We start from the raw sequence: 22,493 nt of genomic DNA, 5'->3' as shown, positions 1-22,493 counted from the left end.
TGGAAGAGATTGTTAGAGAGTGTTGGCGGAGCTTCAGAAATCGAGATAGATCTCGGTCCGGCGGTTGGCACGTCGGCCTTCGGGGTTGTCTTCTCCCGTTTTGGTGAAGTTCGGGCGGCGAGGCTGGCTCTGGCCTTTGGCTACGGTAACGATCTGGCTTTCCTTCACACCGAGCCGAACGAGGGTTTCGCGCACGCTCTTGGCGCGCTTTGAAGAAAGCTCATCATTGTAGTGCTCTGTGCCGAGGGCGTCGGTGTGACCGGAGATCGTCAGCTTCTTGTTAGGATCGGTCTGAAGAATATCCGCGACGATCTGGAGTTGCCGCTCGGTGCGTCTGGTCAGGCCGCCTTCATCGAAATCAAAGTAGAGAACAAGGGTATCGCCGCCTTTCGGGTTCTTCACCAGCGGCGTGTAATAGACATCCCCACCGGCCACTCGGCGAGCGTAGTCGGCGAGCAATTGGTCAAGATTGATCTCAATGAGCCGCCAGTTCTTCGTCTCCTCTGATTGACGGACGGTGACGGAAAATTGCGCAGCCTCATCGCCATCGATGGTCACGACATGAGCAAGGAAGCCCGCCGTATCATCGCGTTGAAACATGGCTCTCAACGGTTTCTCACGGCGCAAATGGTATTCGCCTTCTTCGAAGAGGATGCACAGACCCGCAATCTTGGCATCGGAAACTTCACTGGAATCCACGAACTCCTTGGCCAGCTCGAACTCCTGTCGAAGCGCCGCTTGGAGAAAGGCATCGACGATTCCAAGGGAATCGACGAGCTGGGCCTGGGGGACCGTCTCGCCTTCGGCTGGGGGTAGGACAAGCTGTGTCACGCCCCAACGCCCCTCCTCAAGTTTGAGATCGAGGAAGATGCGATCGCGCCCGGGCTCGGCTTTGTCGAGATAGAGCGCCCAGCGGGTGAGTTCATTGAGTTGGAGTTCCCCGACTTCACCCGCTGACTTGGGCTTGCGCAACTTGAGCTTCCCGCTCCCCGCCAGTTCGGCAAGGCGCCTCTTTGCTTCGGGAGTCAGTGCCTGTGAGCCGATCAGCTGGCTGAATTCCGCAAGATCGCCCTCGTCGAGGGCTCTGCTGATTTTTTCGACGAGATCGCTCTGGCTGCTGCTTCGCATTCCCACACCGGCTTGCTCGAGAATGCTGGCTGGGTCGTGAGGAAGGTCTGCAGGGTCCGCTGCGAGGGCCGGGATGGGATCGGGGACCTCAGCCGGCTCTTCTTCGATCTCTCGATCGATGACCACCGGCACGGGAGGGTCCGCTGCCTTCTCCTTACGCGCACTGCGCATGAGAAAAAAGAGCGTCACGGCACCACCGAAAATCAGGGCGATAAGAAGCGTGGGCCATTGCGAGCGATTCATGTGCGCTGAAGGTAGCAAAAGAATCCGGGGAGCAGCAACCCTGCTCACCTGGTGAGAAGCGAGCGAAATGGCTTCGATTTATCGCTCAGGCCCCGCTTCGGGATCAGGCTCCGCCATGTTTTCAGGGATTTTATCTTCCTTCGGCTGTTGCGGCAAGGGAGGTAGGGTCAAACGACCGCGCTGTCCTTTGCGGATCAACTGGAGAGAGGTCGCCTGGGTCGCCACGGAATTTGCGAGATTTCTGTAAAAATCGCTGCTGTCTCTGAAATTGCTCTGGTTCACCAGTTCGATCAGGTCACCGACCAGAAGCACTCCTGCCGCAAGCCCCCCTGGCGAGATTTCGGTGACGACCACCCCCTGATAGCCTGCCATCACTTCCTCCTGGCTGAGATCACGGACGGCGACACCGACCGCTCCAAGCACCTTTTCCTGCTCTGTCGTGAGGGCCCCGGATCCGGGACGCGCCACGAATTCCCGCTCAGCGATCTTCACTTTGAGCGATTGGTTCTCCCCTGCACGCCAGATTTCCACCGGCACCTCTTGGCCGACGCGGCTGCGCTGGACGAGGGTGAAAAGGTCCGCCCGGTCCTCGATTGGCTTTCCATTGAAACGAACAATCACATCGTTGGCCTGGATTCCGGCGAGCTCTGCGGGAGATTCCGCGAGCACTGCACCCACCAAAGCACCTGGTCCCTGGTAGCCCACAGCCGCCTTGGCAAGCGGGCTTGGATACATCTGCACACCGAGGAATCCGTGAATCGGACGTCCCCGATCCAGAATGGCGAGGAGCGCTTGTTTCACGTCATTGGATGGAATCGAGAAACCCACTCCCTGAAAGCCCGAGTTCACCCGCTCGTCCGGCCGATAAATCGACGAGTTGATTCCGATGATTTCCCCCTGGAGATTGACGAGTGGGCCTCCGGAGTTTCCCGGATTGATCGCCGCATCCGTCTGGATGAGATCCCGCTGGGTATCGGACAATGAACGTTCCACGGCTGAAATGATTCCCTGCGTCACGGTTTCACCGAGGCCGAACGGGTTTCCGAAAGCGAAGGTGATCTGGCCGCGGCGCACCTCATCGGAATCGCCGAACTTGAGAGGCTGGAAGGGACCCTCATCTTCGATCTTCAAAACGGCGATATCGAGAATCGGATCCTCACCGATCATGGCCGCTGAGATGACCCTGCCATCGTACAAGGTGATCTCGATCTCCTGCTGATCTTTCACCACGTGATAGTTCGTCACGACATGCCCCTCACGACTCACGATCACCCCTGACCCCTGACCCTGAGTCGGCACCGTGCGATATAGCTGCCGGCCGTAGTTATCAATGCGCCGCCGGGCCTGAATGCCCCTCGTGTCAATGCTGACAACGGAGGGGACCACCGCATCGGTCAGCCTGGCATACTCGTTGTTGAGGCGCGTCAGAAGCTCCACATCCTCGACTTCAAGCGCAGCCTCGTCGCTCAAGGTGAACTGTTCCGGGCGATAGGTCTGTCTCTCGTCGTTGTCGGTGAACCATCGCCGAAATCCCTCCGGGCCGTTGCGGATGAAGAACACGGCGAGAAACATCACCAGAAAAACGGTGACCAATGTCAAAAGTCGGCGAATGCCTTCAGTCATGGAATGGGCGCGGGTGAAGCGAGTCAACAGGGAACCTCGAAGTCGGATTTTGCAAGCAATTCCTCTCCCTCCAGGCCTCAGACATCTTTGGTCTCATGCCTCCGGGCTGCCCGCTTATTGAGCTGCCTTTATCACCGGAAGCGGATACTCCTCCGAGTCACCGGCAGCGAAAGTCAGCAGTTGAAGGACGCTGACATACTCCGCCCATGCCGCCTTGAAGCCGGCTTCCACCTTGAGACGCTGGGTGTAATCATCAGTGCTCCGTTTCGCATCGCTTGCGGCGCTGCTGATGAGCTTGGTCACGTTCATTGCCGGGGCGTGGAGTTCCTGACGATCACCCACCGATCCGAAGAGCTTTTCAACCGTCGCCAATTCCTCGCGACAGGCATCCACCTTGTTTTGAAGAGACTCTGTTTTGATTTCAGCCCAGTTGTTGACCTGGAGCTCCGCACGAAGCGGCTCGATCGAAGCTCGGATTTCTCGCGCAAAAATCTCCCGCGGCAAACGCTTCGGCCACTGGGAAGTGCCACGCAGGGCCAGCATCCGCGCCGAGACATGATTGGGGAAAATGCTGATCACCTGCTTGAGTCGCTGCTGGGTTGAATCGTGACTGAGGAAGCTTCCCAGCGAGCGTGTCCCGCGAGCCTGACGAATGGTTTCAAAATCATCATGCGATTCCTGAACGTCCTTTGGCGGATCGGACGATGCGAAATCGCAAAGGCTCGCAGCGTCATCCGCCATCAGCACTTCGAAGTTGATGAAGAAGCTCGATTTATCGAGCGTGATCAGTGGCGACATGAAGTCCTTCGCAGCCGCGGGAACGACCAGTCGAGTGCCCGGTTCATAGTCGGCCAGCACGCGGATGGTCTGCCAGAATTTCGCCGGAAGCTTCAGCTTTCCATCACTGTCAGGTTCGGCAAGAACCATCCCCGTCGGCGCCTTGCCACTCAGCGATGCATCCGCCAGCACGAGCACCGCTCCAAGAATCGCATTCCCATTACGAGCGACGCCATAAGGAATCGCTTCGGCCATCTTGAAATGATACATCAGTCCCTTTGGCAGAGTTCCATAGCGCGTCGTGAGAAACTCCTTCAGCTTGGCGCTCACTTTTGTCTCGAGCTCGCCCGGCGGTAGTCCTTCGAGCTTCACCTTCACGTTGCTGTCCGCCCCTTCGATTCGCGCCGACATCTGCACCGCGACAGGTCGAAGCATGAGCTTGCTGCTCGTCTTGTCGGTATACCAAAGCGGGATCTGCACGGTGGCGGAGGGAAGCTTCAGAGGGACCGCCGGGTCGTTGTTAGAGGGCGGCTCAGGCGTTTCATTGGTCGAGGCGACCGGCGGAGCTTCGTTCTTAAAGGCATCGACCGCTGCAATCCAGCCCTGCCACTTTCCCTGTTCACCCTTCCCCGCCAGCTCAAGCGCCCGCGGATGCTGCGGATCAACTTTTGTTAGAATGTCAGCCAGACACGCTGCCAGAGCGTTTCCGTCGCTTCCAGCCTCAGGCTGCTCCAGCCAACCCATCAGATGCCAGGCACGGCTCGTTGCCTGATTCATCTCATCGGATCCGACGGCATCGGCTGGCTGTCCCTGCTTCAGGCGCTCCGCCAAATGAAGTCCAGCTTGGCTCGTCGGATTCAGCGCGAGAGCGAGCCCTAGAATCTGGGCGGCCCGGCGCGCCTGGGTGGGATCGGCCAAATCGCTGGCACCCGCCAGGACGACCAGCTGCTTGGACAACGACTCCATCGTATCCGTATCCACGGGCAGCTTGTCGCGACGAAATGGCACGGGGCCGTCCGCCGGCGGGACGAAGGTGGCGTGCGCCAGCGAGCTCATCGCGAAGACGAGGATCAGGAAGATTTTCATCAACGACATGTTGTTCTCAGATACGGTTCGTCGCAAGCCGTCATTGCATCGCATCTCCCCCATCGTTCAAGCTCCCGCCATGCCGGACGCCGATCAAGCCCCCCGCCCTACTTTCACCACCCGCGAGGAAGTCATGTTCTTCGACACCGACTGCGGTGGCGTGGTGCACAACATCGCCTACCTGCGGATGATCGAAACCTGCCGCACCAAGCTCGCCGCCTCGATGGGCATGGACTTGAAAACGATGGCCGAAACGAAGCTGTTTCCCGTCGTCACCCGCACCGAGATCAACTACCGCCGCCCCGCCAAACTCGGCGATACCCTCGTCATCCACGGCAAGCTCGCGGAGGTCCAGCGGGCGAGGTTCTGGTGTGAGTTCGAGATGAAACGGGAGAGCGATGGCGAGCTGTTAGTCACCTCCAGGCAATCCCTGTCCCTCGTGCAAATGCCTGAGGGTAAACCAGTTAGGCTTCCTAAGGAGTGGGATTGGTAAAGGTGGGACACCGCCTGTCAGGGGCTGATGAGGCTCAGCTTTGGAAAGTAGCTTTCATAGCGCGTCACATCCCTTGTGATCAGGCGATGCTTCGCCGCCTCGGCATGGCCCCCGATAAAAAAGTCGGGGAGCACAAAGGTTTTCGTGCCGCCGCGCTGCTTGTATTTCCGGAACGCGTGAGCCGCTCGGTGAAGACCCTCACGCGGAATTTCTTCGTAGCGAAAACCGAATCGCTTGATCAGATCGTCCACCTGCTCGGCTGACTGGTAGCCAAAACACAGCTCTGCGTAGATCGCGGGGTTGATGGTCAGCTCAAGATCCTCATGGGCTTCCAAACTCTTGATCGCCCAATCCGCCCATTTTGGATCGTTCGTCACCACATCCAGGATCACGTTCGTATCGACGAGGATGGCCATTAGTCCTCGCGGGTCGCCCGCATCCATTCATCCGTCGAAAGCCCTTCGTTCCGACTCCCCCGCATGGCCTCAAAACGACTCGCCGTCGTCTCTTCGTCCTTCCCGCGACTCACAATCACGACCTCCCGTCCCCGGATGAGGAAATCCACCTCCGAATGCGCCGAAACCCCGAGGTAGCGCCGGATATGCTGCGGAATCGTCACTTGGCCTTTCGTGGTGACTTTCATGGTATTACCATGAGCGGTATTACCAATCTGTCAAGGAGCCGGCCGACGCCAGTGTCCTCCCGCCTCCTCTTTCCCGTCCCATCGGGACGATCCATGATAGCCGTGGGTTTCAACCCACGGGAACGCGGATTGTTGGTACTCGTGTCACGTCAGTGACACTTCAAACCCGGTTCGCTCCTCCACCCAGTTGAAGCGTCACTGACGTGACGCCGGTCATTTTCCACCCCGGCATCCGTGGGTTGAAACCCACGGCTATCATCAAAAGCCGCTACGCGGCTGGGAGCTGATTCGAGGAGATTCGTCGCTTACGGCGCTGCCATAAGGCCGTCAGCCCAAACCAAATGGTGAGATACCCGAGGACAAGAAACCATAGGCCGATCTCAAATTGCCATTCCTTCAAAGATGAGCCATCTCCCTTCGATACCCGCCAAGCTTCTGGAAACGGGGCCTTGGGCCACAACATATTAGATTCATGTCTCTCAAGCTCAAATCCTGGGGCTGCCGTAAAGCTCGTGCTCCAACCGTAAGCCACCAAATTGCCTCTTCCAATTCCCCCGCTGTAGACTCTGTGGAGGTCTCTCGTCCATTCCGCCGAATAGAGTGAAGTGAAACTCGAGGCCCAAGCCCACAACAAAAACACAAACCCCGGCACCCCCAACCAGAACAACCGTGAACGATACCAAGGCCGCATCATGGCTCCACCTCCTTGTGTTTCCTCCGTTTCCAGCGATTCCACCAGTTGGCGACACAAAGCCACAAACCAAGGTAAGCAAGCAGCACAAGCCATATCGCCAATTGGTAGGAACCATGAGTCTCAGGTACCACCGAAAGCTCTGGTATATGGGGAATCCGATCTTCTCGCTGGAATGCTGTGGGGAACAGTTTCGCCGCAGAATCATCAAGACTCGGATGGCTCCAGAACTGGACCCACGTTCCTCCCGAATTGAACTGATCCTGATACCAATTGATACTCCCTCCTCCGATAGAAATTGATAGCGGTCTATTGGCCACCGCGAGGTCGATACACTGGTAACGTTCGAGCTGGGCAATCCAAAGCCAAACCAAAAACACCAAGCCCGGCACTCCCAACCAGAACAGCCGCGAACGCCAGAACTTCTTCCTTTCGTGTATTCCGTGTGGCCCGTGGTTCATTCCCGTCTTCCACTGCTCACTGCTCACTGCTCACTTGCGCAGCACGCGCGCCTTTCTCCATCCACACCGCCAGCACCGCGACATCCGCCGGGGTGATCCCGGGGATCCGTCCCGCCTGACCCAAGGTCGCCGGCTGCAGCTCGGAAAAGCGCTGCTTCGCCTCCGCCTTCAGACCCCCGATCGCCGAGTAGTCGAGTCCCTTGGGAATCCGCTTCCCCTCCTGACGCGACATCTTCTCCACCTGCATCAACTGCCGCTCCAGGTGGCCCTCAAACTTCAATTCCGTCTCGATCAGCGGCCAAAGTTCCACATGGAACTCCGATAGAATGGAGGCTGGGAGCGATTTGGCGGTATTTTCGACGCGGCGGAACCAGCGGTCGAGCTTGACGCCGTCGATGTAGATCTTGCGGCTCCAGGCCTTGGCGCGGTCGAGCTCGGACTGCTTGTGCTGGACCCGCTCGACCCGCTCGCCAGAGGCCAGACCAATCTCGGCGGCGAGTGGGGTGAGACGCAGGTCGCAATTGTCCTGACGGAGCAGAAGTCGGTATTCCGCGCGGCTGGTGAACATCCGGTAGGGCTCGGTGCAGCCCTTGGTGACGAGGTCGTCGACCATCACCCCGAGGTAGGCCTGGTCGCGACGCAGGATGAAAGGCGCCTTGCCGAGCACCTTGAGCGCCGCGTTCGCTCCGGCAATCAGCCCCTGCCCTGCCGCTTCTTCGTAGCCGGAGGTGCCATTGATCTGACCGGCGAAGTAGAGGCCCTCGACCAACTTGGTTTCCAGAGTCGGGTGAAGCTGGGTCGGCGGGCAGTAGTCATACTCCACCGCGTAGCCCGGCCGCAGGATCTCGCACTTCTCCAGTCCGGGGATGGTGCGGAGGAAATTGAGCTGCACCTCGTAGGGAAGCGAGGTCGAGACGCCGTTAACGTAATACTCGTGGGTCTGTCGACCCTCCGGCTCGAGAAAGATCTGGTGGCGCTCCTTTTCTGCGAAACGGACCACCTTGTCCTCGATCGAGGGACAGTAGCGCGGTCCGACGCCCTCGATCACCCCGCAATACATCGGCGATTGGTCGAGGTTGTCGCGGATGATGTCGTGGGTGGCGTGGGAAGTGTAGCTGATCCAGCAAGGCGATTGTTCCACGTGGAACCCGGAATCACCCCAGGGGTTGAGGGTGTGCACCTCGCCCTTCTCGGATTTCAAGCTGTCGGCCATGTAGGAGAACATCGGGGCCGGGGTATCGCCGTCCTGACGCTCGCACTTCGAGAAATCCAGCGAGCGTCCGTGGAGTCGGCAGGGAGTCCCTGTTTTGAAACGTTCCACGTGGAACCCTAGTGTTTTCAAGGAATCTGACACCGTGGAGATCGCATCGCCCATCCGGCCACCCTTCTCGTTCTTCAGTCCGACGTGCATCAGCCCGCGCATGAAGGTGCCTGCGGAAAGGATCACGGAGGAGGCCTCGATCTCCATGCCGAGCGAGGTGCGGATGCCGGTGATGCGGTCGTTCTCGACCATCAGCTCGGCGACGTTCCCCTGGTGGAGCTCCACGCCCGGGGTGGATTCCAGCACCCACTTCATCCGGAACTGGTAGGCCTTCTTATCGCACTGGGTGCGTGGGGCACGGACCGAGGGGCCTTTCGAGGCGTTGAGCATCCGGAACTGGATCCCGGTGGCGTCGGTGTTGAGACCCATCATGCCACCGAGCGCGTCGATTTCGCGGACCATGTGACCTTTCGCCAGCCCCCCAATCGCCGGGTTGCAGGACATTTGGCCGATGGTATCGAGGTTCTGAGTCAGGACCGCGACCTCACAGCCGAGCCGGGCCGCAGCGAGAGCAGCTTCCACACCGGCATGGCCGGCACCAATGACGAGCACGTCGTAGCGCTTAGGGTAGCGAAACATGATAAAGGACGAGGAAACTAGCAGGCCCCGGCACTTAGACAAGACTTGCTACGCAGGTAGAAGTTCCACGTGGAACAGGTCATCGGGCGTGGAATGGTGCTTCGAGGCTTGGCTGGTTGCTTTGAACGCGGGATGCCGATTCGGGCCTTGGGGATCAGGATTCAGGGGCCAGGGGCTAGAAAGACAAAAAGGCAAGGGATCGCGACAGCGTCTATTGCCTTTCTAACCCCTGAATCCTGGCCCCTGGACCCCAAAGCCCGAAGCACCTAACCGCCCCTAAGGCATCCCTTTCACCCTCCCTCCCCCGGCCGGTCCAAAATCCCGGTGCTCGCCCTTGGGAGCAGCTCCGACAACTGAAACTCCGCCCGTCCATGCTTCCCCACCAGCAGAATTCTCGGATTGCCAAATTCCGCCAGCACCTGCCGACACGCCCCGCACGGCGAGATCGGCTCACTGGTGTCTGCCACCACCACCGCTGCGATGATCTCCGTCGCCCCGGCCGCCACCGCCGCACCGATTGCCACCCGTTCGGCACACATGGTCAGTCCATAGGAAATATTCTCCACGTTGCAGCCGGTGAAGATCCGTCCATCACGCGCCACCAGCATCGCGCCGACCTGAAAATTCGAGTACGGCGCGTAGGCCTTTTTGCGGGCGTCCCATGCCTGCGGAATCCATGTTTCCCAATCCATTCGGAGAACTAAGCGAGTCGATGCATCACTTGGCAAGCCCGCGAATTTTCGACTCGCTCCAAGGCCCACTTTGAGGCACTGAAGGGCATGCGCTCCTCTTGGATCACAGCCCTCGTCCTCCTTGTTTTGCTCGTCGCTTTCCGCTGTCTCAGCGCAGCCTACTCGACCCAGCTTCCAAGCTTCTCACCGCTGCCCGCCTTCTTCCTCTGTAGCATCGTTTTCTTCCGCGGAAAGCAAGCCTGGCTCCTACCTCTCGCGGCCTGGCTTCTGAGCAATCCGATCGCCACCATGCTCCAAGGCTACAATCCGATCGAACAATGGGCCCCGGTGCTGACCGCATTTCTCACACTGCTCGCGCTCGGATTGATGGCGCTGCCGCTGCGCAAACATAGCAGCGCTCCAATGCTTCTCGGCGCCGGCCTCGTCGCTGCGCTGCTCTTCCATCTCGTCACCGGAGTCGCTGCCTGGATTGCGTATCCTGCTTATGCTAAGACACTTACAGGTCTTTTCCAATCTCTCTGGACAGGCCCGACTGGTGCCGAAATCCCTTCCTGGGCGTTCCTCAGAAACCTTGCTGCCGCAAACCTTCTCTTCACTGGCCTGTTCCTTGCTGCTCGCCACGCCTGGCTTCCAGCGCCTTCGACTGATTCCGCTCCGGTCGCTTCGACCCGATAAGTTCTTGCCCCCAATCCGCAATCGCCCCTATCTCCGCTGCGTCCATGTCCGCCGACACTCACAAACTCGACTTCTCCGGATCTCCGATCAATCAGAGCCTCAGCCCTGATGACAAGATCGACCTCTTCCGCACCATGGTCCGCATCCGTCGCTTCGAGCAGGCGGCGCTGAAGTACTACAACGCGGGCAAGATGGGTGGCTTCCTCCACCTTTACATCGGCCAGGAATCCGTCGCCGTCGGCACGCTCTCCCTCTGCGGCGACAACGACCACAACATCACCGCCTACCGCTGCCACGCTCATGCCCTTGCTTCCGGCATGAACATGAACGAGTGCATGGCCGAACTTTACGGCAAAGCCACCGGCTGCTCGAAGGGCAAGGGCGGCTCGATGCACTTCTTCGCTCCGGACAAAAACTACTGGGGCGGCCACGGCATCGTCGCCGGTCAGACCCCCCTCGGCCTCGGCCTCGGATACGGTTTGAAATACAAGGGCCTCGAAGGCTGCGCGCTTTCCTACATGGGTGAAGGCGCCGTCAACCAAGGCGCCTTCCACGAATCGCTCAACATCGCCGCCCTCTTCGAAATCCCCGTCGTCTTCATCATTGAAAACAACGGCTACTCGATGGGCACTTCCCAGAAGCGTTCCTCCTCCTACCGCGGTTGCCTCGCACAACGCGCCGAAGGCTACGACATGGATTGGGACGTCGTCGACGGCTCCGACATCTATCAGGTCCGCGCCAAGGCACACATCGCCATGGAACGTGCCCGCAAGCAGCACAAGCCAAGCATCCTGGAAATCACCACCTACCGCTACTACGGACACAGCGTCGCCGATGCCAATGCCAAGAAATACCGGACCCCTGAGGAAATCCAGAGCTACAAGGACAACCACGATCCCATCAACCTCTGGCGTCAGAAGCTGATCGCCGAAGGCGTTCTGACAGAAGATTCCGCCAAGGAGATCGATGACGCCGCCAAGGAGGAAGCCGCTGCTTCCGTGAAATTCGCCGAGGAATCGCCAGCTCCAACGATCGAGTCCATCATGGATGACGTCTACTGGGAATCCGACAACAACACCGAGGCATCCAAGATCGGCCGCCACTTCTTCAACGACTGATTCTACGGCAAACGTAGTAGTTCAACCTTTCCCCGCTCCACATTTTCCATGTCACGCGAACTTCAATACCGCCACGCCATCCGCGAAGCCCTCGACGAGGAACTTGCCCGCGACGAGAACGTCGTCATCATGGGTGAGGAGGTCGCCCAGTACAACGGCGCTTACAAAGTCACCGAAGGCCTCTGGCAAAAATGGGGTGACAAGCGAATCGTCGACACCCCGATTTCCGAGGCCGGCTTCATCGGCATGGGCATCGGCGCCTCGATGCTCGGCGTTCGCCCGGTCATGGAGCTGATGTTCTGGTCCTTCCACTCGGTTGCCTTCGACCAGCTCGTCAACAATGCCGCCTGCGTGCGCTACATGTCCGGCGGTCTGATCAACGTGCCAATCGTCATGCGCGGCCCGGCCAACGGCGGCACCAACGTCGGCGCCACCCACTCGCACATTCCCGAAGGCCTCTTCGCCGCCTTCCCCGGTCTGAAAGTCTGCGCGCCTGCCACACCGGCCGACGCCAAAGGCCTGATGAAAGCTGCCATCCGTGACAACGACCCGGTCTACGTCATGGAGAACACCCTGCTCTACGGGAACGTCGGCCCCGTGCCGGATCCCGCCGACGGTGATTTCGTGATCCCCCTCGGCAAGGCCGACATCAAGCGCGAAGGCTCCGACATCTCGCTGATCGCCCACGGTCGCTCGGTGCTCCACGCCCTCGAAGCTGCCGAGACCCTGCAGAGCGAGCACAACATTTCCGCCGAGGTCCTCGACCTCCGCTCGATCCGCCCGCTCGACCAGGACGCCATTCTCGAAACCGTCCGCAAGACCAACCGCGTGGTCCTCGTCGATGAGTCGAAAGGCTTTGGCGGAGTTTCCGCAATGGTGTCGCACCTCATTCAAGAGCACGCCTTCGACTACCTCGATGCGCCGATCAAACGCGTCACCACCCTCGACGCTCCGGCGATCTACTCGAAGTTTGTCGAGAACGACCAGCTCCCGAATCCCAAGCGGATCGTCGATCAGGTGTTGACGATCGCCTGATGGCAAGAACCTTGGCCGCACCCTGACCGGGGCGAAAGAAGGGCAATCTAACAAGATCTCCCTGCGGCCATAATTTTGCCGCTGCTCAGCGTTGTTTTGCGGCATCCGAAACGAGAGAAATCCGGTCAATCCCGGTCCAATGGGTTCGGAAACTGCTTGATCGATGCAGCCGGTTCGTCAATCGGCACCGCCCTAATTTTCGAATCGTGACAGCTTTCCCTGCCTGACAGCCTTTTTCGTTGCCACTTGGAGTGCTCTCCTTAACATCTTGCCCACAATGAACGTCGTCAGAATTATTTCTCTGTTCGCCTTCTGTCTGGCGGTTAGCTCCTGCTGCTGCCTATTCTAACTGATCCATCCCATGAAAAACCTGCTTGTTCTTCTGTCGCTTGCCGTTGTTTCCGTCGGACTGTCATCCTGCAAAATGTTCCCCCGTCCGGGTGGATTCGCGGGATACAACGAGACCACTTCACAACGCAAACTCTGTGGTTATGACGTCGTCCGCGAGGAAATCCTCGTCGATGCCAAAAGCGGTCTGACCGAAGTCCGTGAAACCAAGGTCCCACGCTATAAGACCGTCACCAAGAAGGAGCGCGTCCCTTGCCCGAAGTGCACCCGCTACTACTGGCTCAGCGAAGGCTGCTGCGGATCGAGCACCGAACAGGCACGCAAAATGGCGACTGCTCAGCCATCATCCGGCAGTCCCTTCATCGGGCTGATCCCGACGATGAAAGAGATCGCCCCTTGATCCACTCACCAATTTAAACCAGGCGGAGTTCCCAAAACCGGGGACTCCGCCTTTTTTTGTCTCAAAATCCCGCCAAGCTCCGCTCACGCGGTAAAAACACTGGAAAAGCTCACCACATCCACCAAGCTCCCACTCAACACTTTCCTAACTCACATGGCTACAAACATCGAAATGCCGAAACTCTCGGACACCATGACCGAGGGCACCCTGCTCACCTGGCACAAAAAAGTCGGCGACTCTGTCGAAATTGGCGACATCATCGCTGAAGTCGAAACCGATAAAGCCAACATGGAGGTCGAAGCCTTCGACGAAGGCACCATCACTTCCATCCTCATCCAGGAAGGCGAAAAGGCTCCCATCGGTGGTGTCCTAGCCGTGCTCGATGGCGATGGTGCCGACAGCGCTCCTGCCTCCGAACCCGCTGCCGCCAGCGAAGAGGCTCCCGCCGCTGATGACGCCCCAGCATCCTCCTCTCCGGCACCCGCAGCGTCTACCAGCTCTGATGGCTCACGTATCAAGTCCTCACCCCTGGCCCGCAAGGTCGCCAGCGAAACGGGCGTCGATATCTCTACCCTCACCGGCTCCGGTCCCGGCGGTCGAATCATCCGTGCCGACGTCGATGCCGCCGCAGGCTCTGGATCATCCCAGCCGTCGCAGGCCGCCAATGCTGCTGCCGGACTCGTCGCTGCCATCAAGGCACGCACCGGTGGCTCCACAGCTCCAGCGGCTTCAGCAGCACCTGCTGCCGCCCCAGCAGCCCCCGCCAAGGCGATCGAGGCCACGGCCAAGGAAGGCGACCAGACCATCCCGCTCAGTTCGATGCGCAAGATCATCGCCGAGCGTCTGCTCACTTCAAAGCAAACGATCCCTCACTTCTACCTCCACGTGGAAGTCGACGTCGCTCCGCTACTTGAACTCCGCAAACAGATCAACGCCCAGGCCGAACAGACCCACGGCAACAAGTACTCGGTCAACGACTTCGTTCTCAAAGCCGCCATCAACGCCACTCAGGCCGTCCCTGCGGTCAATGCCTCCTTCAAGGGCGACTCGATCATCCAGTTCGAGCACGTCGGCATGTCCGTGGCCATCTCGGTGGAAGACGGACTCGTCACTCCGGTCATCAAGGAAGCTGAAACCAAGTCGCTCCTGCAGATCTCACGCGAGGTCAAGGACATGGCAGCCCGCGCCCGTGAGAAGAAGCTCAAGCCGAATGAATTCGATGGTGGCACGATCACCGTCTCGAACCTCGGAGCCTGGGGTGTCGAAAGCTTCGATGCGATCGTCAACCCACCCCAGTCACTGATCATTTCCGTCGGTGCCGCGGCCGAAAAGCCCGTCGTCAAGAATGGTGAGATCGTCCCTGGCCTGCGCATGAACGTCGGCGTCAGCTGCGACCACCGCGTTGTCGATGGAGCGGTAGCAGCGCAGTTCCTGGCCGAGCTGAAGAAGCTCCTCGAGCAGCCCGCCCTGATGCTTATCTGATCCCCTTCCCTTCTCCACTCAGCGGCGCATGTTGGATTTCCTCCGGCATGCGCCGTTCTCTTTTCCGAAACAGGTTCTTCCCGATGAGATGCGAACCCCTACTTGTGCACATCCTAGAAGAGGATTTCATTTGGAAACCCCATAGAGTCTTCTTCTTAATCATGTGGATAAGTGGGAAAAATTGCTGTTCCACTTACGGGCTCTAGGATTCCACGGGATGAGCATCATGCGAAGAAGTCCCGAATGAGTCCGGGTAAGAGCGGGACAGGCCCGATACCGATCCAACTATCCACGAACTTTTCCGACTTATTCCCATCGCACTCACACACTTTCACGGCTGGCAAAGCTCCGCATTCCCGTCGTCCATCGTGATGCGGATGGTGCCCAAGGCGTCCATCAGAAATTCAGCACAAGCATCCCCGTCCTCAGCGACCACCACAATCCGTCCCTTCGACTGACCACTACCAACCCGATGGCTGATCTTCTCGCCCGGCTGGAGCTTGCAGGTGATGTCGGCCACCCCTGTTAGAGCGCGTGCTTCCTCGAGTCCTTCGATCTTGCGCACGGTCCCGGTGCCCGGATGAATGATCCAGCATCCAGCGAACCGTTTGGCTCTGTTAGGGAACGAGTAGCTCTCACCGGCAGCCAGACGGAGCAGTGCTTCCCATGGGTCGAAGTCATAGGCCCTGGCCATCAGCTCCATCAGATAGCCCCCTGGTGGGCGTGCGGCGATTTCCCCGAAGACGGGGCCATCTTTGCCGAGGAAAATTTCCATGTGACTGATCCCCGTATCGATCTCAAGGGCGGCATGGACGCGTTCGGCAAGCTCATCGACCTTTGCTGCAACCTCGTCTGGAAGCGCAGCGGGCACCACGTTTGCCCAACATGGCTTCAGGTAACGCGTGTGGTTGCGGAAAACCGTGGAACCATTGGCGCGAAAGGTTTCGACGCTCATCTCGACCCCTTCCACGAAGCCTTCGGCCAGCCAGCCAGCTCGCAGGTGCTCGCGCAGCTCGGCTTCAGTGGAACACACCCATACGCCGCGCCCACCCGAGCTGATCGGCATCTTCATGACCACCGGCAGACCGAGCTTTTCGATCAGCTCCTCAGCCGTCGTCGTTTCGTTTGTTTCCACCCACGGAGCACAGCAAATCCCCGCCGCCGCGATCGCCTTCTTCATCACCAGCTTGTCGTGACAACGCTTCGCCGTCTCGATCGCCAGACCCGGAATACCGAAGCGATTCCTGATGGCTGCCGCCGCCATCACCGAGCCCGTCGCCACTGCCGCCACCGCAATTGGCGGACATTTCGAGAATCTCTCCATCGCTTCCTCCACCGCCAACTTGCGCGTTCCGCCGAACGCGCCCGGTGCCTGTTCGCGGCGCGGTTGGACATCGATGACCACCGGTTTCCAGCCACAGCGCCGAGCGGCACCAATGGCACCATTTCGACGACCTATGAGGAGGATTCGATCCTTTCCAGCGGCTGGCGCCTCACTCGATTCTGACTCGCTCATCCGGGATGCAATGGGATCGACCGGGGCCAATTCAATGATCCGAATTTGCCTTCAGGCAATTGAATATTTCGCGGATTTCGTGTCGTGGGGTTACTCCCGATCGTCGCCATTTCTGGAACGGTGATGGACGACCCTACGATCCATCATTGCATCAGGCTATAAAACATGCATGATGAAATCATAAACCAAGAAAAGCGTTGCTCTACTCGCGCGTTCATCGTGGTGCCCCGTGGGGAAGTGTCCCACTTCGGGCTCGCGAGGGCGTCACCGGGCAAGCGCTGTCCAAACTGAATCGACGATAAAATGAAAAATCCAACTGCAGGTAGCCAGAACTTCTCGGTGAGCTGGGCTGTAGGCATCTTTTGTTGCCACATCGCTCTCACGATCGGACTGTCGTTTTTATTATTCGCGAGCGGAATGGCCAGTTTCACCACAGGGACCGGGTGGTTTCATTCTTTGCTGACGGGAGTGTTATCCATCATCTCGCCACCGATGATCCTTGAGATCAGTGGTTCCGGCTCGACAGGCGTACCCACCTTTCTACTCGCTCTGATCTGGTCACTAATCGTTGGGGGCCTGGCAGGCCTTATCCGAGCGCTCTTGCGGCGGCCTGTCGGGTATCCTGAATCCCAGCCCGGAGTTTCTGGCAACTCCGATCTCGCAGGCACACCATGGGCAACGGATCCCCATTATATCCACGGGGAAGAAAAGAAACATTCCAAGGTGCCATCCGGTGATCGCTCCGATCTGAAAGAATGACGGCTGCCGATCCCTCCTGCGATAGAGCACCAGAGGGGTTCATCGATCCGAAGGTTCACCGGGATTCGCGATCAGCGGCTTGCACCAGGCGAGGGCCATGAGCGAGTAGCCGGTGCCGTAGGGCTGATGGTAGTCGTAGAGCGGGTAGTCCCACCAGGAGCCGTCCTTTTCCTGACGAAATAGGATCACTTCGGCGAGCTTGCGGGCGTGGACGGCCTGGCGAGCTTCGGGCAGGAATCTAACAGACTCGGTAAAGTAGTAGATGCCGTAGTAGTAGAAGTAGCCGGAGATCTGGAAGTGCGTTTCGTGCGGGACGGGACGCTTGCGACCGATGCTGAGGAAGCCTTCGCGCTCGATGAATCGGTCGGCCCAGGTCTCGATGACTTCCGTGGTGACTTTCTCTTCACCGAAGCTCTTCAGTGCGGCGTTGCAGGCCTGGCTGCGGGCCAGCGATCCGGCGGGGCGGTTGATCGGCACGCGGGGATGCATGCGGTGGTCGTGCGAGTAGACGTAGGAAAAATCCGGTGTTCGCTGGCGCTCGATGCTGGCCAGGGAGCTCGTCACGGTTTTATCGCTGAGCTCGATGCCCATCACCTCGCGCGCTTCTGCCATGGCAAGAAGTACGGTAGCCGTCGTAAATGACGTGGTGATGCCGGTCGGCCGTTTGCTCGTGAATCCATCAAAGACGTCGAGGTATCCCCAGCCGCCATTGATGTCCTCATAGCGGCCTAACAGCTCGACTTGCTGTTCGGCTAGGGTCTTCCACCCGGCCTTGGCCGTGGCATCGGACTCGCGCTTGTAGAGGCGTGTCAGAGCGCGCAGGCCGTAGGCGTGGCCCCAGGCGTTGTAGGTGGTGGTCTGGTCGGCGCGGCGCAGCAACGGCAGGTTTTCCTTCATCCATGCAGCCCCTTTTTCGATCGAAGCGATGGTTTCAGGGCGGGTGTCGCCGCTGTCAATCAGGCCGGCAAGTGCGAGCCCTGAAGCACCGGCGCGGAAGGCGTGATGGGCGCCGGGGATCGGCGCGTAGATGTTGAGTCGCTTGGTCCGAGTAGGGCCACCCCAGGAGCCGTTTGGATTCTGATCGGCGACGAGGAAATCCACGCCTCGCCGCATGGATTCGGCGAGTGTCTCTGGATTTACTTCGGCCTCCGGCTTCTCCTGAGCGAGAAGCGGCGACATGATCAGGACGGCGATGAGGGCGAGGCGCATGTCAGTCCGGTACGACGATGACCTGTCCGGCTTCGAGGCCGCCGAGGATCTCGACGCGGTCCTTGCTGGCGCGTCCGCGCTCGACGGTACGGCGCTGGGTTTTCCCTTCCGCCATTTTGAGCGCGACGTTCCAGTTTCCATCGGCCGTTACCTGGAGGGCATTGGCGGGGACTGAGATGGCGTCCTTCTTTTCATAGACCACAGCGATGCATGTGGCGCTGGCGGCCGGCCGGAGGGTGAAATCCTCGGGCCACTCGACGTTGACCGTAATCGGATTCCTGCCATCGGGACCGGGAACACCCGGGGGATTGGAGACTTTGCCGGAGAGCTTGAGATCCTCGCGTCCGGCGATGTTGACGGAGACGGTGGAGTCGTCGGCCAGGACCCGACCGAGATCCGGATCGACACGGGCGGATAGCGGCAGCGAGGCACCGGCTGGGGAAATGCTGGCGATCACCTGATTGCTAGGAACCTTGCCGCTCTCGACAAGTGCCTTGGCGAGATCGCCAAGCGACCACTGGCCATCTTCGAGTGAGCCGTGGAAGAAGATGCCATCGACCGGTGCCTTGATTTCTAACAGCGCGGCATCCTTCTTGAGTCGATTGAATTCGAGCTGCTGGCGTTCAAGGGCGGTCTTCGTGCCGTTCAAGTCGAGTTCGGCGGTCTTGAGGGCGCGCGGCAGATTCGCCTCGGCCTTCTCCAGGGCGATGCTGGCGCTCGCGGCGCTGTCTTCGAGGGTCTGGAGCTTGCGTGGCATGGTGCTCTTCCTGGTGTGCTCGTTGCGCCGCAGGGCTTTGGCGAGATCGAATTCAGCGGCTTCGATCGAGACGAGCTGACGCTGGAGGATGATCTCTTCGGTGGCCTCCGTCAGATCGTCCGCTTCGTACATCTGCTTGAGTTGGGAGAGTTCCTCTTTCTCGGCATCGAGGCGGAACTGGTACTGTTTGGCGGAATGTTCGAGTTCGGCGAGTTCCGCCGGTTGGGCGATCTCCTTGTAGTACTTCAGGTCATCGTCGGCCTGAGCTTTGCTGCGTCGTGCGGCCTCGAGCTTGAGCTCGGTTTCCGCCTTGAGCTTGGCAAAGTCGAGTTCTGCGGTCGCGAGCGCGAGCTGCTTCTTCGCGAGGCTGAGGCTGAGGTCTTCAAGCTTCTGCTCGTACGCTTCGCGTTCGAAGGAGATCAGCACCTCGCCCTTCTTCACGTTGCGGCCATGATCGGCGATTTTTTCGATGGTGAAGTCGTTCCAGGTTTCGGGCTTGAGCGAAATGAGTGCCGGCTTGGCCGGGATCGCGGTGGCGGTGAAGCGGTGTTCGATGCGAAAGGGAGCGCGTTCGACGGCGACTTCTCCGGCGAACAGCGGCACCGTGAGGACGAGGGGAAGCAAACGAATGGTCATGGAATTCGGAGGGAGTTATTGATGGCCGACGTACTCGCCTTTGCGGCCGAGCCAGAGGTGATGGAGTTTTGGACGTCTGGCATGGGGATTCGCCTCGATTTGATGGTAAGCAATTTCGAATCCAGCATTCTCAAGATTTCGATCCATTTTCGGCACCCGCCGCGATGAGGCCACGGCGAGCAGTCCTCCTTCGGCCAGGGAATCGTAGGCCACGGACAGCCAGCGCCGATCTTCGTAGAGTCCGCGGCCCTTTGCCAGGACTGGAGCGGTGTCGGCATGGATGAGAATGCCGTGCAGCGGAGCATCGAGCGAGTTGAGCGCCGCGGTGTCGCAGCCCTTGACGTGGAACACGCGCTTGTCGGTGGCGAAGGTTCCGTCGGGATAAAACTCGCGGTGCCACTCGGCAAGTTGCTCGCTCGCTTCGCCGACGTAGAAAGTGGCGCGTTTCTGTGGAACGGCTTCGGCGAGACCTTCCAGCAGCTCACCGAGGGCGAGACCGACGACCATGACGCGCGGTTGGCGGATCGGGCGGAACGGGGCGCAGGCGATGCGAGCGAGCTCCCGTTCGCTCACCCGTGTCGCGGGGCTTGCGATCTGGACCTTGTCGGAGAGTAGGAAGCGACGGCCGTCGTGTTCCTGAAGAGCGAGGACGGTGCCGTCGGGCAAGGTGGTTTCGGCGATGGTGATGATGGGCTTCATGCTTTCTTGCAGGGCGCGGGACGACTTAGTAGATATCCGGGGAGATGTCCACTGAACCCACTCACGCTTTCCGGACGCGAAAAACCCCGGCCTGGTGGTCGGGGTTCTTCAATTGGTTTTTTTAAAGAAGCTTCGATGCGGTCTCCTCTGTGGAGCCGGCGGAGGATGCTTACAGGGATCCCTTGAGTGCGGCGGATGCTTTAAAGCCCACCGATTTGGATGCAGCGATCTCCATCGCTTGACCCGTTTTCGGGTTGCGACCCATGCGAGCCGCACGGTTTTTCACTTCAAAGGTGCCAAATCCGATGATCTGGACTTTTTGATCGGGGCCCTTGATTCCAGCAACGATGGAATCAAGAACGGCGGTGAGTGCGTCTTCGGCAGCGCGCTTGGTCGCGTCTTTACCCATGGCACTCTGGACGGCTTCAACAAGTTCAGCTTTATTCATGGCGACCCCCTAAATGCGATCCACACGAAATTTTGGCAAGTTAAAATAAAGTCGTGAGAGGCCCGGAATTCCTTTGCGTAGCAGGGAAAATCCGGCTAATGCGGCCTTTCTGAACGAGCGGTTCCTGACCGACTCCATGACGATGGATTCCGTCCTTCAAACTCCCGACCCCACTCCGGGCACGTCGCTCGATGCGGCCGATCCGAGAATCCAGCGTGCCGCCAGAGCGGTGCTGGGGGCGACCCATTCCGAGATCTTCGACGCGCCGATTGAAATCGCGGAGATCCTCGGAAAATCAGGGGATCGGGGCTATTTCCTGCCGGACGAGGACGATGCGATCCGCGTCCGCTACTCGCGTTTCTTGGCAAGCCGGAGTGTGCTTCTGACGACACTGGCCGCCATGGAGTCGATGGCGGGTGGCCGGGATTCGGATTGGCAGCGGCGATTGCCGGCCTTTGTCGTGGCGCTGGCCTCGACATGCCAGCTGGTGCGCGGATCGAGGGGCTGGATCGAGCTCGCGTCGAGCTGTCGGCCCCTCAGAAAAAAGCTCGATGAGGCCGATGCGCGCCATGGGGTGCCCCGCAAAACCTTCGCGAGACTTTATCGCTCGGCCACGAAGACCTCGCGGAAGCTCCATTTCCAGTACGCGGTCCGATTCTACCAGTCGCAAGCCGCTGCCTTTGAGCCACTTCGATCAGATCCGCTGCTGGGAGAGCTGATCAGGATGATCGACAGCGAGGTTGTCGCGCTTGATCTGCGTCTCGGTCAGCTTTGGTTGGAAAGGCTGCGTTACCGCTGGTTTTCCTTTCGGAGGAGGCACCATTCCGCATGGAAGTCGACCGTATTTGAGCTTTTCCGCATTTCAGGCAGCCTCATCGCCGACCTGAAGCAGCCGGGTGTCAAAGCGCCGAATGCGCCGAAGCGGGTGAGCTCGGAGCTGCGGGAAGCCGCGCTCACCTTGGCCAGACCGGGCGACGTCTTTGTCACCCGGCATGATGATGCCATGAGCAATCTCTTCCTTCCTGGCTTCTGGCCGCACGTGGCGCTCTATTTGGGAAGCGAGGCGGAGCGGGCGGAAATGGGGCTGGTCTTTCCCCCACCCCACCAGTCCCAGAGCGCGGACCCGGTGCGCTTTCTGGAGTCGAAAAAGGACGGGGTCCGTTTGCGTCAGGCCGAGGAGACTCTGGCGGTCGATGCCTTCATGATTCTTCGTCCGGCTTTGGACGCCGCGGAGATCATGGAGGCGCTGACTCGCGCGATGGGCCATTGTGGGAAACTCTACGATTTCGTCTTCGACTTCCGCTGCTCCGACTGCATCGCCTGCACGGAATTGGTCTACCGTGCCTATCATCACTGCGGTCCGCTGGAGTTTTCGCTGCGGGAAGTTGGAGGCCGCATGGCGCTGCCGGCGGAGGAGCTGATCCACCAAGCGCTTGAACAGGGTTTTGAAGTCGTGGCCAGTTGCAACGTGGGAACGGCTGGAATTCTCAAGGGTCTCAAGGCCGAGCTCGCCCTTCATCACTCGCGCTCGGGATTGTAAGAGAATACGCGTAAAATCCGGGGATTTCGCGGCTTTGAAGCGCCCATCCTAATGCTAAGAAAACCAAAGGATTGCCGAGCTTGTGAAAAATTTCACAAATAGCCCTTGCGCCATTACAATTCCATCTGCTAAAC

20 protein-coding genes are annotated in these 22,493 nt (G+C 59.3%); 8 read left to right on the top strand and 12 right to left on the bottom strand.

What is annotated here, in order from left to right; genetic code table 11:
- Window positions 1–33 precede the first annotated feature (33 nt).
- From ACFQY0_RS09440 to ACFQY0_RS09430, 3 genes are all read right to left on the bottom strand, one after another.
- Window positions 34–1,371: an OmpA family protein gene (locus ACFQY0_RS09440; RefSeq protein WP_379711630.1), complete on the bottom strand. Its 1,338-nt coding sequence runs from the start codon at window positions 1,369–1,371 to the stop codon at window positions 34–36.
- A gap of 78 nt (window positions 1,372–1,449) precedes the next feature.
- Entirely contained in the window at window positions 1,450–2,994 is a 1,545-nt protein-coding gene (locus ACFQY0_RS09435) for a trypsin-like peptidase domain-containing protein (protein ID WP_379711629.1), read from the bottom strand.
- Window positions 2,995–3,108: 114 nt separating this feature from the next.
- Window positions 3,109–4,857, bottom strand: coding sequence for a hypothetical protein (locus ACFQY0_RS09430; protein WP_379711627.1), 1,749 nt, complete (start codon window positions 4,855–4,857; stop codon window positions 3,109–3,111).
- A 79-nt stretch (window positions 4,858–4,936) separates the two neighbouring features.
- Here ACFQY0_RS09430 and ACFQY0_RS09425 point away from each other — a divergent pair, with 79 nt between their 5' ends.
- The gene (locus ACFQY0_RS09425) at window positions 4,937–5,350 is read left to right on the top strand and encodes an acyl-CoA thioesterase (RefSeq protein WP_379711626.1); all 414 of its coding nucleotides are present in this window, start codon (window positions 4,937–4,939) and stop codon (window positions 5,348–5,350) included.
- A gap of 17 nt (window positions 5,351–5,367) precedes the next feature.
- Here the strand turns inward: ACFQY0_RS09425 and ACFQY0_RS09420 are convergent, their stop codons facing one another.
- From ACFQY0_RS09420 to ACFQY0_RS09405, 4 genes are all read right to left on the bottom strand, one after another.
- The gene (locus tag ACFQY0_RS09420) at window positions 5,368–5,766 is read right to left on the bottom strand and encodes a type II toxin-antitoxin system VapC family toxin (protein WP_379711624.1); all 399 of its coding nucleotides are present in this window, start codon (window positions 5,764–5,766) and stop codon (window positions 5,368–5,370) included.
- The gene (locus ACFQY0_RS09415) at window positions 5,766–5,993 is read right to left on the bottom strand and encodes an AbrB/MazE/SpoVT family DNA-binding domain-containing protein (RefSeq protein ID WP_379711623.1); all 228 of its coding nucleotides are present in this window, start codon (window positions 5,991–5,993) and stop codon (window positions 5,766–5,768) included. The genes ACFQY0_RS09420 and ACFQY0_RS09415 overlap by 1 nt, the downstream gene beginning before the upstream one ends.
- A 1,168-nt stretch (window positions 5,994–7,161) precedes the next feature.
- On the bottom strand, window positions 7,162–9,045 hold the full coding sequence (gene mnmG / locus ACFQY0_RS09410; protein ID WP_379711621.1) for a tRNA uridine-5-carboxymethylaminomethyl(34) synthesis enzyme MnmG: 1,884 nt from the start codon (window positions 9,043–9,045) through the stop codon (window positions 7,162–7,164).
- A 290-nt stretch (window positions 9,046–9,335) separates the two neighbouring features.
- Window positions 9,336–9,737: a cytidine deaminase gene (locus tag ACFQY0_RS09405; protein ID WP_379711619.1), complete on the bottom strand. Its 402-nt coding sequence runs from the start codon at window positions 9,735–9,737 to the stop codon at window positions 9,336–9,338.
- 87 nt (window positions 9,738–9,824) lie between these two features.
- Here ACFQY0_RS09405 and ACFQY0_RS09400 point away from each other — a divergent pair, with 87 nt between their 5' ends.
- The 5 genes from ACFQY0_RS09400 (at window position 9,825) to ACFQY0_RS09380 (ending at window position 14,795) form a co-directional block, all read left to right on the top strand.
- Window positions 9,825–10,412, top strand: a complete 588-nt coding sequence (locus tag ACFQY0_RS09400) for a DUF6580 family putative transport protein (RefSeq protein ID WP_379711618.1) — start codon at window positions 9,825–9,827, stop codon at window positions 10,410–10,412.
- A gap of 44 nt (window positions 10,413–10,456) precedes the next feature.
- Window positions 10,457–11,530, top strand: a complete 1,074-nt coding sequence (gene pdhA / locus ACFQY0_RS09395) for a pyruvate dehydrogenase (acetyl-transferring) E1 component subunit alpha (RefSeq protein WP_379711616.1) — start codon at window positions 10,457–10,459, stop codon at window positions 11,528–11,530.
- 48 nt (window positions 11,531–11,578) lie between these two features.
- Entirely contained in the window at window positions 11,579–12,565 is a 987-nt protein-coding gene (locus ACFQY0_RS09390) for an alpha-ketoacid dehydrogenase subunit beta (RefSeq protein WP_379711614.1), read from the top strand.
- A 361-nt stretch (window positions 12,566–12,926) separates the two neighbouring features.
- On the top strand, window positions 12,927–13,313 hold the full coding sequence (locus ACFQY0_RS09385) for a hypothetical protein (protein WP_379711612.1): 387 nt from the start codon (window positions 12,927–12,929) through the stop codon (window positions 13,311–13,313).
- 153 nt (window positions 13,314–13,466) lie between these two features.
- On the top strand, window positions 13,467–14,795 hold the full coding sequence (locus ACFQY0_RS09380; protein WP_379711611.1) for a dihydrolipoamide acetyltransferase family protein: 1,329 nt from the start codon (window positions 13,467–13,469) through the stop codon (window positions 14,793–14,795).
- Between the two features lie 331 nt (window positions 14,796–15,126).
- On the opposite strand, the gene ACFQY0_RS09375 is transcribed toward ACFQY0_RS09380, so the two are convergent.
- On the bottom strand, window positions 15,127–16,311 hold the full coding sequence (locus ACFQY0_RS09375; protein WP_379711609.1) for an ATP-grasp domain-containing protein: 1,185 nt from the start codon (window positions 16,309–16,311) through the stop codon (window positions 15,127–15,129).
- A gap of 303 nt (window positions 16,312–16,614) precedes the next feature.
- Here ACFQY0_RS09375 and ACFQY0_RS09370 point away from each other — a divergent pair, with 303 nt between their 5' ends.
- Complete coding sequence (locus ACFQY0_RS09370) at window positions 16,615–17,070, top strand: hypothetical protein (protein ID WP_379711608.1); 456 nt, start codon at window positions 16,615–16,617, stop codon at window positions 17,068–17,070.
- Window positions 17,071–17,109: 39 nt separating this feature from the next.
- Here the strand turns inward: ACFQY0_RS09370 and ACFQY0_RS09365 are convergent, their stop codons facing one another.
- From ACFQY0_RS09365 to ACFQY0_RS09350, 4 genes are all read right to left on the bottom strand, one after another.
- Window positions 17,110–18,279, bottom strand: coding sequence for a prenyltransferase/squalene oxidase repeat-containing protein (locus ACFQY0_RS09365; RefSeq protein ID WP_379711606.1), 1,170 nt, complete (start codon window positions 18,277–18,279; stop codon window positions 17,110–17,112).
- A gap of 1 nt (window position 18,280) precedes the next feature.
- Window positions 18,281–19,672, bottom strand: coding sequence for a permuted SH3 domain-containing protein (locus ACFQY0_RS09360; protein WP_379711605.1), 1,392 nt, complete (start codon window positions 19,670–19,672; stop codon window positions 18,281–18,283).
- A gap of 15 nt (window positions 19,673–19,687) precedes the next feature.
- Entirely contained in the window at window positions 19,688–20,371 is a 684-nt protein-coding gene (locus ACFQY0_RS09355) for a hypothetical protein (RefSeq protein WP_379711603.1), read from the bottom strand.
- A gap of 169 nt (window positions 20,372–20,540) precedes the next feature.
- The gene (locus ACFQY0_RS09350; RefSeq protein ID WP_379711602.1) at window positions 20,541–20,819 is read right to left on the bottom strand and encodes an HU family DNA-binding protein; all 279 of its coding nucleotides are present in this window, start codon (window positions 20,817–20,819) and stop codon (window positions 20,541–20,543) included.
- 142 nt (window positions 20,820–20,961) lie between these two features.
- Between ACFQY0_RS09350 and ACFQY0_RS09345 the strand changes: the two genes are divergently transcribed.
- On the top strand, window positions 20,962–22,359 hold the full coding sequence (locus tag ACFQY0_RS09345; RefSeq protein ID WP_379711600.1) for a YiiX/YebB-like N1pC/P60 family cysteine hydrolase: 1,398 nt from the start codon (window positions 20,962–20,964) through the stop codon (window positions 22,357–22,359).
- The last annotated feature ends 134 nt before the right edge of the window (window positions 22,360–22,493 follow it).

It is taken from the genome of Haloferula chungangensis (assembly GCF_042664875.1).
In the GTDB taxonomy this organism is placed as follows: Bacteria; Verrucomicrobiota; Verrucomicrobiia; order Verrucomicrobiales; family Akkermansiaceae; genus Haloferula; species Haloferula chungangensis.
Note: the sequence above shows the minus strand (reverse complement) of the source record. Positions and strands in the feature narration are given on the sequence as shown.

Coding starts and splice junctions, on each gene's coding strand:
- ACFQY0_RS09350 (WP_379711602.1), bottom strand. CDS start 20,819: ATGAATAAAGCTGAACTTGTTGAAGCCGTCCAGAGTGCCATGGGTAAA.
- ACFQY0_RS09360 (WP_379711605.1), bottom strand. CDS start 19,672: ATGACCATTCGTTTGCTTCCCCTCGTCCTCACGGTGCCGCTGTTCGCC.
- ACFQY0_RS09405 (WP_379711619.1), bottom strand. CDS start 9,737: ATGGATTGGGAAACATGGATTCCGCAGGCATGGGACGCCCGCAAAAAG.
- ACFQY0_RS09355 (WP_379711603.1), bottom strand. CDS start 20,371: ATGAAGCCCATCATCACCATCGCCGAAACCACCTTGCCCGACGGCACC.
- ACFQY0_RS09440 (WP_379711630.1), bottom strand. CDS start 1,371: ATGAATCGCTCGCAATGGCCCACGCTTCTTATCGCCCTGATTTTCGGT.
- ACFQY0_RS09390 (WP_379711614.1), top strand. CDS start 11,579: ATGTCACGCGAACTTCAATACCGCCACGCCATCCGCGAAGCCCTCGAC.
- ACFQY0_RS09430 (WP_379711627.1), bottom strand. CDS start 4,857: ATGAAAATCTTCCTGATCCTCGTCTTCGCGATGAGCTCGCTGGCGCAC.
- ACFQY0_RS09375 (WP_379711609.1), bottom strand. CDS start 16,311: ATGAGCGAGTCAGAATCGAGTGAGGCGCCAGCCGCTGGAAAGGATCGA.
- ACFQY0_RS09400 (WP_379711618.1), top strand. CDS start 9,825: ATGCGCTCCTCTTGGATCACAGCCCTCGTCCTCCTTGTTTTGCTCGTC.
- mnmG (WP_379711621.1), bottom strand. CDS start 9,045: ATGTTTCGCTACCCTAAGCGCTACGACGTGCTCGTCATTGGTGCCGGC.
- ACFQY0_RS09370 (WP_379711608.1), top strand. CDS start 16,615: ATGAAAAATCCAACTGCAGGTAGCCAGAACTTCTCGGTGAGCTGGGCT.
- ACFQY0_RS09415 (WP_379711623.1), bottom strand. CDS start 5,993: ATGAAAGTCACCACGAAAGGCCAAGTGACGATTCCGCAGCATATCCGG.
- ACFQY0_RS09425 (WP_379711626.1), top strand. CDS start 4,937: ATGCCGGACGCCGATCAAGCCCCCCGCCCTACTTTCACCACCCGCGAG.
- ACFQY0_RS09385 (WP_379711612.1), top strand. CDS start 12,927: ATGAAAAACCTGCTTGTTCTTCTGTCGCTTGCCGTTGTTTCCGTCGGA.
- ACFQY0_RS09380 (WP_379711611.1), top strand. CDS start 13,467: ATGGCTACAAACATCGAAATGCCGAAACTCTCGGACACCATGACCGAG.
- pdhA (WP_379711616.1), top strand. CDS start 10,457: ATGTCCGCCGACACTCACAAACTCGACTTCTCCGGATCTCCGATCAAT.
- ACFQY0_RS09345 (WP_379711600.1), top strand. CDS start 20,962: ATGGATTCCGTCCTTCAAACTCCCGACCCCACTCCGGGCACGTCGCTC.
- ACFQY0_RS09420 (WP_379711624.1), bottom strand. CDS start 5,766: ATGGCCATCCTCGTCGATACGAACGTGATCCTGGATGTGGTGACGAAC.
- ACFQY0_RS09435 (WP_379711629.1), bottom strand. CDS start 2,994: ATGACTGAAGGCATTCGCCGACTTTTGACATTGGTCACCGTTTTTCTG.
- ACFQY0_RS09365 (WP_379711606.1), bottom strand. CDS start 18,279: ATGCGCCTCGCCCTCATCGCCGTCCTGATCATGTCGCCGCTTCTCGCT.